The sequence below is a fragment of the Paraburkholderia sp. genome (assembly GCF_034668105.1).
In the GTDB taxonomy this organism is placed as follows: domain Bacteria; phylum Pseudomonadota; class Gammaproteobacteria; order Burkholderiales; family Burkholderiaceae; genus Paraburkholderia.
In genome coordinates this window covers 1-10959 of sequence record NZ_JAXDPY010000551.1, presented here as the reverse complement: position 1 = coordinate 10959, position 10959 = coordinate 1, and the positions used below count along the sequence as shown (strand labels likewise).

Genomic DNA, 10959 nt, shown 5'->3' with positions numbered 1-10959 from the left:
CTGGAGCGGCCGTTGTAGCGATGACCATGGCGCGACAGGAACGACAACAGCCGTTGCTTGGCCTGGCGCTGCAGATGCTTCATGTCCTCACGCGCACGGGTCAGATCGCGCAGTGCCTCCTGGGCCTGATCCGGAATCCACACGGGGCTCAACTCGCCGGCGCGATGCAGGCGCGCCAGCTTAGGGCATCGCGCCGGTCGGTCTTCACGCGCTCCCCCGGCTTCTTCGGAATCAGTGACGGCGCGATGACCTGACAGTCCTGCTTCAGCTCACGCAGTTGCCGGCAGATTGTGTAGCCGCACGGGCCGGCTTCGTAGCAGAACGCCAGCCGTCCCGTGCTCCGCTTGAGCTGTGCGACCAGCTTCTTGATGGCCTCCGGCGTGTTTACAATCTCGCCCATATACCGCACCTCGCCGGCCGTGTCGGCGACCGCCACGGCAATCGTTTCCTGATGTACATCCAGGCCCACGTACTTGCTAAACTTGTTCATGACCTGCCCCCTCAATGGCGGCTCTGAGCCGCGGCGTAACCCACCTCAAGCTTAATCCGCGTACCTTGAGGTGCGGCAGGTCCATCCATGATGTCTAGCTCGTAGGGACTGTCCTTTTCCCGATCTACAATCCGCCCGCCGTCTACTTCAAAATAGACGACGGATATGAGTTCCCCGTGTGGCTCCAGAATCTTCGCAAGCTTTGCGTCAAGCTTGGTGGCGGCCATGCGGCTAACGAAAGGATCTGGAAACGCGCTGTGGTTGTCTCGGGCTCCAAGCCAACTTCGCAGGACGGCTAGCCTGTGCCCATCAAGGTCGGAAGGTCGAATCCGCTGTCCGGTTCGAATTGTGCCAATTCCCGCTTGGGGATGAGTCGCTTGCTTGTCGCGATCAACTCGACCGTCACCAGGCCGCCGTCACGCGTCATGGAAAGATGCAGTGTCCGCGGCGCCTTTCCCCACGAGAAATTTCCGTTCGGCGTCGCCACGAGTCGACCAACGATAACTTCCACGTCAGGTTCAGCATCGAGGTTGTCGTTGGCCAGGTCGGAGTCGTGACTCACCACGACAACCAAATTGGCAGCTTCGTCAAGCATTCTTGAAATTCGGCTGCGCTCTCGTCTGCTGGAACATCCTCAGGCGTACCGAGCAGCATTTTTGAACTGGCCTCTTAGGCATACCACCGCGATCCAGTTGCTGAAGTCTGGTGTGGACTTCGCCACTATCAGTCAGTGGCTCGGCCATGCGAGCCTGAATACCACGATGCGCTATGCCCGTGCCGACATCGACCTCAAACGTCAGGCACTCGCACAAGGGTTCCCGGAAATCCTCGCACCTCCACGATGTGGAGCATTCGTCCTGAACGGGACTGACCTGATTGGCTGACGCTGATCGACGATGCCGCGCATGCGCTTGTGCCGCATCACGGCCAGGGCGCCAACCAGTCGATTGAAGATGCCGTGGTGTTGGCCGCTCAATTGGCCTCGGCGGGTCCAGGCAATTGGTGCGAGGCGCAGGAAGCCTACGAGCGCGTTGCGGGCCTGCGCGGCCGGCCCGTCGGGCAAGTGCGCACGTCCGCAGTGGTTATCGACGCGTACTGCACCTTGCGCGTGCGGCCCCGGCGCAGGCGCCTGCGCGCACGCGACAGCGTGCTGAATCACCTGGACTGGATTCACGATTTCGATACGGTTACGGCAGAGCCCAGTGAACGGCAAGGTGGCACCTGGCTTTGAGTAAGTCGTGTGACAACGTGTGGCCACGACGCTTGTGCAACGAGTCGTTGCACAGGCTACTGTGCCGAAAAAAAAAGGATAAGGTTCATCGCGCTCGGAGCAGAACTAGGCGAAATCGTCTGGGTCGCTCGGATCAGGTGGGCAGTCCCTATGCACACGAGGTGGTCATCTGCCGCCCCCCGGAGCAGCCAATGCACAGATCTCCGCACAGCCTCATTCCTTTCCCGCTGGCTTGACGATCCCTTCCAACTGATAAAGCTCGATCTTGCGATAAAGGGTACTGCGCGAAACGCCCAAGGTGCGGGCGGCCTGCGCAAGATTGCCGTGCGCATTGTGCACCGCGCGTGCAATGGCTAAACGCTCCGCTTCTTCGAGACTTGCCCCCTCGTCCCGCAGCAACGGCACAGCCCCGGACGTCGCGATTTCATCGAGCAACTCGGCAGGCAGATCATCGAACGACACAGCGGGCTCGCCGGACGTCAAAAGCATATTCTCGATCACGTTGCGCATTTCCCTTACGTTGCCTGGCCACGAATAGGCGCGCAACACTGCCATGATCTCCGCGCTCAGTTGTCGTTCGGCGACCCCGTGGCGCAAGGCAAGCTTGCGGTTAAAGTGCTCGACGAGCAGATCGATATCAATGTCCCGTTCACGCAGCGGCGGAATACGTATGCGTGTAACACTGATCCGGTAATACAGATCGCGGCGAAAGTGACCGGACTCGACCTCTTCGCGCAGATTGCGGTTGGTCATTGCCAGCAGGCGCACATCGACGCGCCGCGGCTGCGTGTCGCCAAGCCGGTAGATGATGCCTTCTTCCAGCACACGCAACAGGACAGGTTGCAGCTCGAGCGGCATCTCACCGATCTCGTCGAGACAGAGCGTCCCACCATGAGCCAGCTCGAAACGGCCGGCCCGCCCTTCCGTTGTCGCGCCAGTGAAAGCGCCGCGCACGTGACCGAACAACTCGCTCGCAATCAGTTCTTTAGACGCCGCCCCGCAGTTATACGCGACGAACGGGCCGCCTCCTCCTTCTTCGCCATGAATGGCGCGCGCGAACAGTTCCTTGCCAACCCCTGTTTCGCCCTCGATCAGTACCGGTACGCGCCTGCTGGCAAGTTGGCGTCCACGATTGACGGCCGCCAGCATCGCCGCACTTCGCCCCTGGATCTGCGCAAAGCAGTTGCGCAGCGGATCAGCCTCTCCGCTGCGCTCCGCGACTCGCTCGTGGATGGGGCGGGTTCGCGCGGGCACGACCAGCATCGCGCCAATCGTGTTGCCGTCGACGACCACGGGATTGAACCATTCGGCGTGCAACCCTGCGGGCAAATGCTGCGCCCAGTCCTCCACGGCGGAAGTCTCGCTCATCCCCGGGAAACGCTCACCGATGCCGACCGGCAATGCGACTCTGCCCGTGGTATGCACGAGCCGGCCGCTGCGGTCTATCGCCACCATGCCGGTCGCATCCGACGACGACAACCGTTGCAGACAAAAGGCCAACAAACGCATATGCTCGCGCGCGGCCTGCTCGGCGAGCACCATTTCGATCTGGCGCGCCGCGGTCACGGCCAACGTGAGGTTGTTGATCTGATAGGTGGAAGGCGGTCCGGAAATATCGAGCACACCGATCACCGCACCAGTGCCCGGTTCGCAAATCGGCGCGGCTGCGCAACTCCATGACTTGATGCCTTCACAGAAGTGCTCGGAGGCATGGATATAGGTCGGCTCGCGGGTCGCCAGCGCGGTGCCGATCCCATTCGTGCCGGCTCTGCCCTCGCCCCAGTCGCCACCGATTGTCAGATGGATTTTTTCGCCCGCGGCCTGCGTGCGCAAATCGCCCGCCGCTTTGAGGATCACGCCGTCCTGGTTCGTGAGCAGCAGAATTGAATGTGAATCGACGAAAAGGTCGGCCGTGACCGTGAACAGGCGGTCCGCCGCTGCCAGCAGGTCGCGATGGCGCCAGCACAGCGCTGCAACTGCGTCTCCGTGTACCGCGATCGGAGCCGAGACCGCCGTCGGACTGACACCGGACTGCAAGCTGCGTTGCCATGAGTCGATGAGCGCCGGCGGAGCAGACGTGGACGGCTCGCCCGCCAGAAAACGTTCCCACGCGAGCATCGTACCCCGGTCGGAATGACGGAGATTGGCGCGCTGCGCGTTGGCCACGATGCTGCGCATCGCCGCCTGATTACCTAGACCCAACATGCTGCCAATCTGATGTCTCCTCGCCACAACTTTCCTCCTGGGCGATGGGTTAACGTGGAACCGGGCTCTACGGCTGGCTTCGTCTTGACTAGCTAGGATGTTATGGCTGGGCGTATCGGGTGGACTTCTATTTTTTCAAACCCAGCAGCTCACGCTGCGTGCAGTATGGCTCTGGATTTTCAACATGTCTTTTGGGGGAAACACGGTCAGCGCACCGGATCGCGCCCCTTTCTTAGCTTCTTTTGTCGTGCCCCCTGAATTCGTTACGCACGTTCGCTGAACGCGATCATCCAGGCGTGCGTTCTCCTTCTCGCCGCAATCCGCAAGAGCGACCGCCCAGGCAGGCAAGCATGTGGACTACGCCATTGCTTTAATGATCGCTCCAGCGACGCCGCGTAAAAACGGAGCGATCGTTGCGTTTACATCATTTACCAGAATACCTGTCCCACACAGTGTAATGCTCCAGCCCAGTGTGAGCTTGAGCAGGCGCGTCGAAGGCGTCGCGCAAAGATACCGGGCGGTCGTCGCAATTGCGCTGAAGTGGCGGGCCGTTCCTGTAGCCATCGTTCGTCTCCTTCTACCGGTGGCCGCCCGATTCGTGCCGGCAGCGGCCTTGCTGTGCCGGTCCCCAGATACGGAGACCGGCTATGTCGATCTCACGCATCTATTGGCGGCCGAGCAGTTCTGCGCCTGCGCCTAGCGCCGGTCCTGCGGTCGGATCGATCGTCTCCGGTTTCTTGGCGATCAGCGTCTGGGTGGTCAGAATCAACCCTGCTACCGATGCCGCATTGCGCACCGCGCTGTAGCTGACCTTTACCGGATCGATGATGCCGGCCTCGACGAGATTGACGAATGCGCCGCTACGCGCGTCGAGACCCATGCCGGGTTCTGCCCGCATCGCTTCACTTACGATGGCCGCGCCGTCGAGGCCGCAATTCGTCGCGATGTGAAAGAGCGGCTTTGCCAACGCGCGCTGCAAGAGCCGCGCGCCTTGCTGCACGCTGCCGTGGCTACGCGCGATGACGCCCTCCAGTTCCGACGAGACCCGCAACAGGGCCATGCCGCCGCCCGGCACGACGCCTTCGGCGATCGCCGCGCGCGCCGCGTGAATCGCATCATCGATCAGATGCAGTCGACGCTTCTGTTCGACCGGCGTCGCGCCACCCGCGAGAATCAGCGCGGTGCCGCCCGACAGTTTTGCAAGGCGCACCTGAAACTTGTCGCGCTCAACGTTCTCCGGCGCCATCTCATACTGGCGCGCCACCTGCTGACGGCGCGCCGCAACCGCCGACGGATCGCCCCCGCCGGCCGTGATGATGGTCTGGTTCGACGAAATGCGCACCTGCCGCGCGCTGCCGAGGTCGCGCAATTCAGTGGCTTCCAGCTTTCCGCCCAGGTCGCGGGCAACGACCTTGCCGCCTGTGACGATTGCGATGTCCTCGAGCATCGCCTTGCGCCAGTGTCCGTACTCCGGTGGATGAATCGCCGCGACAGGCATGCCGCCGTTGTCGCGCCATGCGAGCAGCGTCATGACGCAGGCCGGCGCCACCTCCTCTGCAATGATCAGCAGCGGACGTTTACTCCGGGTCGCCAATGCCTGAAGCGCTGCGACTTCTTCCTGCGATTGCAGCCGCTGGTCGGTCATCAGAATGAGCGGGTCATCCAGCACCACCTGCATTCTCTCGATGTCCGTCACCATATGGTGTGACAGGTAGCCGCGATCGAAAGCCATCCCGTCTACCACTTCCAGACGGGTTTCGACGGTGGTGCCGTATTCCACATCGACAATCCCATCGGCGCCCACCCGCTCCAATGCTTCGGCCACCAGCTTGCCGGTGAATTCGTCGTTGGCTGCCACCACCGCAACGGCGCGCACTTCGTCACCGCTGCGCAGAGGCGTCGCAGCGCGTTTGAGCGCGTCGATTGCTTCGTTGACGGCCAGTTCCAGACCTTGCACCAGTTCGACCGGATTGGCGCCTTGCGCGAGGCAAGCGAGGCCGTCCTGGACCAGTGCGTCGGCCAGGACGGTCGCGGTGGTCGTGCCGTCCCCGGCCACTTCATTGGTCTGCTTGGACACTTCGCGGACGACTTGCGCACCGATATTCTCGAATGGATCTTCGAGTTCGATCTCGTTGGCAATGCTGACACCGTCGCGCGAAATGATCGGCGTGCCGATTGGCCGGTCGATGATCGCGTTCATTCCACGTGGGCCGAGCGTGCCTCGCACTGCCTTGGCCAGTTTCGCAACGCCTCGACCTAGCGCCATACGCGCGTCGTCGTCATGCAGCATGATGTTCGGCATGATCCTGCTCCTCCTGATCCGGTTAGTTCGGATCGCTGTTTTTTACTCTGCTGCGCCGCGTGTCTCTCGTGGTGGCGCGAACGTGCCTCCGGGCTTCGAACCGCCAGTGCGGACGAATTGCACCGGTTTGATCTCGACCGCTGACGCCGGAGTGCAGCTTTCGCCATAGCGGGCAGCCAGAAGACCGCGGCATAACGCGCCGTTGAATTCGGCATTGACGCCGACCCTTCGCAACGCGCGCAGATATGCACCCAGCCCGTCAGGATTCAGCGGGGCTCCTTCCGTGTCGATAAAAGCCGGTTCATCCGTCTGCTCTGCTTCGTCGATACAGCGCCCCACTACAAAACGGCGCTCGCGATATCGCGCGATCAGGCGCTGGGTTTTCCCGTCGTCGTCCGTGCTTGTGCTTGCGAGCGCAGACAGCTGCGCCATGTTCAAACGCACCAGCATCGCAGGCTCGGTGCCTTGCGCCAGCAGCCAGCTTAAAAGCGCTTCCTGTCGCCGCTGAAAAGCCTTGACGAGAAAAATGCGCCGCACGTCCTCCACTTCGCCATTCGCTTCGTTGCCGAAGGTTTGCTGGAACGACCGTCCGGCGGCTACGCCTCGATTGATCTCGGCGGCATACATATGCTCGTCGAGTGTGATCGTGATGTCTGTCACCCATGGCAAGGCCGCTATCGCCTGTCGCATGTCATCCGCCATCAGGTAGGCGAAGTTGGCCGCGCACCAGTAGGTCGGCAAGCGGAAGCCGATCGATACAGAGCCGCCGTCGACCTCCACCGCGGTGACGAAACCCAGCTCCGTCACCGACTCATCGAGTTCCGGGTCGTCGACCGCCGCCAGCCGGGACCAGACCTCGGCGACCCGGTCGGCAGCGCTCCTCGACACGACGACAGCCGGTGCTTGCACAGCGCGCGCGGTGCTCATGCGCCGACCGCTGCCGGTTGCCGGACGTCCTCCAGCAGCGCCTTTTGCGCCTCGATGTCGATGCCGTACAACCGCGCAGCATTGAGCCCAAGGATCTTTTTCTTGGCCGTCAGCGACAACTGCACGCCGGTTTCCTTGCTCACCGACTCGGGCAGTTCGAAGGCCATGAACTTCTCGATCAGCCATTTCGGCGACCAGATGCCATAGTCGCTGCCGTAGAGGATCTTGTCCTCGCCGATCCAGAACAGCAGTTCCGAGATCACATGCGCGAAGTACTCAGGTCGGGTGTGGATGAACGGCAGCACCACGGCGAGACCACCGTAGACATTCGTCTCCTGGGTCGCGATCCAGCAGAAATCGTCAAGCCGTGGCAAGCCGCAGTGCTCGACGATGAAATTCAGGTTCTGAAAGCTGGTGGCGGCATCGTCAACATCGGCCACGTCGAACGCGTCGCGATTCAGCGGCAGAATCGTCGGTCCCTTGTGCACGTGGATGTTCTTGATGCCCAGCTTCTCGCAGCGTTCGAAATAACGCTGCACGCCGGGGTCCGACAGCTTGTAGCCCTTGCTGTCGCCGCGCCACTCCGCCGTGTAAAGCTTGACGCCCTGAATCTTGTAGAGGGACGCAAGCTCCTCGAGACGATCGAGTCCGGCTTCCCCATCGCGCGGATCGAATGCGCCGTTGACGATAAAGCGGTGCGGAAACTTCTGTTTGAGCACGTAGTTGCCTTCGGTCGTGTTGAAGCCGTTCTTGTAGAAGTCCGTCAGATAGGTTGGCTGACAGATCGCCATGTCGTCGTAACCCGTGACGAACAGGTCGTTGTACATGGCTTCTTCGCCGTACTTGTCGAACTTCTCCTTCGGCCACAAATACTCCTTGGGGCTCAGGTTCGAGTGATACGCGTAGAAGCAGTCAATGAATTGCTGACCGTGCACGTTTTTAAGGTTGGCCTTGCTGCCGTCCCATAGATGAACGTGTCCGTCGATGACGAAGATTTCCTCACCGTCCGTGGTTCGATACATGGCATTCGTCTCCTTGGTTGCATGGGCGGCCCGTCGCCCTTTGAGGACACGCGGCCGCCTGATTAGCTGGCGGGGTGTTCGCTCACTCGTATGCCATCGCATCGTCCATATTGCCGAACAGCACCACCGTCTCGTCGTCGATCATCACCATCCGCCCGTAGTGGGTCGAGGTGGAGATTTCGAACAGATGCGGCGTCATCTCGCGACCGAGCACTTCGCTGATCTCGCCCATCTTGAACTCGATCTTGCCCTGCCCGTCGATACGGATCATCGCGGGCAGATAGGTCACCGTGATGCCCGGCTTGGCGGACATCAGTTCGGCAATCGCCCGGGCTTCGACGCTGTCGTTCATCGTCACCCCACATTGATGCGAAATGGTCTGTTCGAAGCGGACGTCCTTCATCGACTTGAAAATATTGTCGGTATGCACTGACATTGCGTACTCCTCTTCGCGGTTGGTTCGATGGGTTCGAGAAGCGCTCAGGCGCGGATCGACGAAGGAAAGTGAACGCCGATTTCTCTCGCGATCATCTCCGCCCGCTCTATCGAGCTGTTCAGACAGTCGTTGAACTGGGCCGTCTTCACATGCGGAATCGACCAGATCGGCTGCAACTGTTTTGCTGCCGCCGAGGCCAGCGCACCGTGTTTTTCCAGCCACTCGCCGAACAGCTTGCGATTGGCTTCACCGTGCTGCGGGTCGTTGGCGAGCATATGGAACAGTTCGACGGCATTGGCCAGATTGCGCTCATAGTCGCCTTCCGCCGCGGACACGACGGTCGGAGTCAGAAAATCGTTTTGCGACGCGGCGACCTGCATGATGAATCCGCTGCGAAACAGATCCGCCACGAGCGGCTCGAATACGATGTTCACGGCGAAGTACTTCTCGAGAAAATCGGTGGCGCCGCCGATGGTCTCTATCGCCCGGCGTGTGTCCTGCCAGATTGGGTCGGTAAGCCAATGCTGCTTGCCGGCATCGAGGTCCAGGTTGGGCAGATCCAACGCGATCTCGCCGAGATAAAGCGTCAGGTCTTGAGCAAAGCGCAGCTTGTACGACGCGTTCGTGAGGATGGCGCTATTGATCATCTGCGTGTAGCCGTAGCGCTGCGCATGCATCGTGGCCGTGCCCAAGCCGAACTCCGCATGCTTGTATGCGCCCAGATGCTGTTCCAGCACCTTGATCCAGGTTTTATCGAAGCGCTTTACCGCCCCCGAGCGCCTCGCGTTCTGGATCGCTCCGGTGATCATGCCGACAATGGTCGACTGACGCTGGTAATGGGTGCGCTCCCACTCTTCGTCCACCGCGCGGAACCGATGCCAGTCCGAGCTTTTGGCCGCCGTCCAGGTTTTCGAATACGTTGGCGTGCCGTCAGCGAATGCAAGAATCCAGTCTTGCAGCAGATACCGATTCGGGTCCGGCTGTACATCCACTGTCATGTCTTCGTAGTGGCTCGCCTTGCGTCCCTTCGGCTCGAAGTAGTTGTACTTGCGGCTGTCCCAGCCGGAAAACTGGGCCGCGCCGGCCGCGCCCGACTTCACTGGCGACTGCTCTGCCAACGTACTCATGTTAGTCCTCCATCGTGTTTCGGTTATAGGCACTTCGAATAGGCGTGTTGCCAGATTCGGTCAGCGAACCGCCTGCGTAAACTTGTCGAAATAGAGCCGCTCGGGCGCCACACCGGCCGTCTGAAGAACCGGCATCACCGCCTCGATCATCGGGGTAGGACCGCATGTGTAGGCGTCAATCTCGCCAGCGAGTGCCTCTTCGCGCAAGGTGCGGCTGAGCACCTCGTGGATGAAGCCGGCCTCACCCGTCCAGCCGTCATCTGGTTCGGCATTCGAGAGCGCCGGAATAAAGCGGAAATCCGGCAGCTTTTGTTCCAGCTCCTCGAACTCGTCGAGATAGAACAGATCGCGACGGCTGCGCGCGCCGTAGAAAAAACGGATCGGTCGCTCTTCGCCGCTTTGCACGTGGTCGCTGAGGATCGACCACAGCGGCGACATCCCCGACCCTCCGCCCACTAGAATCATCGGTCCGGGTTGGTCCTCACGACGAAAACAGGTGCCGTACGGCCCCTTCGCGATCAGCCTGTCGCCCGGGCTCAGACCACCGTCAAGTTGCGACGAAAACGCGCCATTGGGATACTTCTTGATGATGAATTTCAGCGTCGATTCGCCGTCAGGCGTATTCGCCATCGAGAAAGATCGCGTGATGCCCGCGCCCGGAATCGTCAGGTCGACATACTGTCCGGCCCAAAAGCGCAACGGCCTCGACAACCTCACTTCCAGCAGCCTGATGTCGTGCGTGAGCGCGGTGATCTTCGTGAGCGTCGCATCATATTCGCTCACCGCGATCGAGCGGCGCATCAGGTCTTCGTCATAATTCAGTAGCTCGACGATCAGATCGCTATAGGCGAGCGTGCGGCAAAGCAGGATGTGGCCGGATTCGCGTTCGTAGTCGGGCAGCGCGAACGTCGAGTACTTCTTGAGTTCGACATCGCCTTCGATCAACAGCGACTTGCAGCTGCTGCACTGCCCCTCCTTGCATCCATGCATCACCGCAATGCCCTGGCGAAACGCTGCATCGAGCACTGTCTCGCCTTCCGCCACCGACATCTGCACACCGACCGGCTCGAAGGAAACGGTATGGAATACTTTGTCGTCGCCTGTGTCCGTCATCTCGTGCCTCGTCTCTTGCGTGTCGCTCATCTTGTGCTCCTGATCCGTCCGGCGGCGGTATAGGCGCCGCCGGATCGGATAGCTTCGTCAATTCACCGGATTGATC

The 10959-nt window shown here is 61.0% G+C and carries 11 protein-coding genes and 2 pseudogenes; 2 read left to right on the top strand and 11 right to left on the bottom strand.

What is annotated here, in order from left to right; translation table 11 throughout:
* From QOC89_RS24375 to QOC89_RS24365, 3 genes and pseudogenes are all read right to left on the bottom strand, one after another.
* Positions 1-490: pseudogene (locus QOC89_RS24375) on the bottom strand (IS110 family transposase); the annotation flags it as partial.
* Between the two features lie 11 nt (positions 491-501).
* Positions 502-717 (bottom strand): hypothetical protein, encoded by a 216-nt coding sequence (locus QOC89_RS24370; RefSeq protein WP_323047358.1) that lies wholly within the window; start codon positions 715-717, stop codon positions 502-504.
* A gap of 68 nt (positions 718-785) precedes the next feature.
* On the bottom strand, positions 786-1085 hold the full coding sequence (locus QOC89_RS24365) for a hypothetical protein (protein WP_323047357.1): 300 nt from the start codon (positions 1083-1085) through the stop codon (positions 786-788).
* 61 nt (positions 1086-1146) lie between these two features.
* On the opposite strand from QOC89_RS24365, the gene QOC89_RS24360 reads away from it, so the two are divergent.
* Both QOC89_RS24360 and QOC89_RS31960 read left to right on the top strand, forming a co-directional pair.
* Positions 1147-1374, top strand: a complete 228-nt coding sequence (locus QOC89_RS24360) for a tyrosine-type recombinase/integrase (RefSeq protein WP_323047356.1) — start codon at positions 1147-1149, stop codon at positions 1372-1374.
* A pseudogene (locus QOC89_RS31960) lies at positions 1371-1527 on the top strand (FAD-dependent monooxygenase); the annotation flags it as partial. The gene QOC89_RS24360 and the pseudogene QOC89_RS31960, both read left to right, overlap by 4 nt.
* 407 nt (positions 1528-1934) lie before the next feature.
* On the opposite strand, the gene QOC89_RS24350 reads toward QOC89_RS31960, so the two are convergent.
* The 8 genes from QOC89_RS24350 to QOC89_RS24315 all read right to left on the bottom strand — a co-directional run bounded on the left by QOC89_RS24350 (position 1935) and on the right by QOC89_RS24315 (position 10883).
* Positions 1935-3926 (bottom strand): sigma-54-dependent Fis family transcriptional regulator, encoded by a 1992-nt coding sequence (locus QOC89_RS24350; RefSeq protein WP_323047355.1) that lies wholly within the window; start codon positions 3924-3926, stop codon positions 1935-1937.
* 357 nt (positions 3927-4283) lie between these two features.
* Positions 4284-4490 (bottom strand): hypothetical protein, encoded by a 207-nt coding sequence (locus QOC89_RS24345; RefSeq protein ID WP_323047354.1) that lies wholly within the window; start codon positions 4488-4490, stop codon positions 4284-4286.
* A 100-nt stretch (positions 4491-4590) separates the two neighbouring features.
* Complete coding sequence (locus QOC89_RS24340) at positions 4591-6228, bottom strand: molecular chaperone GroEL (RefSeq protein WP_323047353.1); 1638 nt, start codon at positions 6226-6228, stop codon at positions 4591-4593.
* Between the two features lie 42 nt (positions 6229-6270).
* Positions 6271-7155: an iron-sulfur cluster assembly protein gene (locus QOC89_RS24335; RefSeq protein ID WP_323047352.1), complete on the bottom strand. Its 885-nt coding sequence runs from the start codon at positions 7153-7155 to the stop codon at positions 6271-6273.
* Positions 7152-8177 carry an amidohydrolase family protein gene (locus tag QOC89_RS24330; RefSeq protein ID WP_323047351.1) on the bottom strand — a complete coding sequence of 342 codons (1026 nt, stop codon included), beginning with the start codon at positions 8175-8177 and terminating at the stop codon, positions 7152-7154. Before QOC89_RS24330 ends, QOC89_RS24335 begins: the two co-directional genes overlap by 4 nt.
* Before the next feature lie 82 nt (positions 8178-8259).
* Entirely contained in the window at positions 8260-8613 is a 354-nt protein-coding gene (locus QOC89_RS24325) for an MmoB/DmpM family protein (RefSeq protein ID WP_018434416.1), read from the bottom strand.
* A gap of 44 nt (positions 8614-8657) precedes the next feature.
* Positions 8658-9740 carry an aromatic/alkene monooxygenase hydroxylase subunit beta gene (locus QOC89_RS24320; RefSeq protein WP_132377165.1) on the bottom strand — a complete coding sequence of 361 codons (1083 nt, stop codon included), beginning with the start codon at positions 9738-9740 and terminating at the stop codon, positions 8658-8660.
* Between the two features lie 60 nt (positions 9741-9800).
* Entirely contained in the window at positions 9801-10883 is a 1083-nt protein-coding gene (locus QOC89_RS24315; protein ID WP_323047350.1) for an NADH:ubiquinone reductase (Na(+)-transporting) subunit F, read from the bottom strand.
* Positions 10884-10959: the final 76 nt, after the last annotated feature.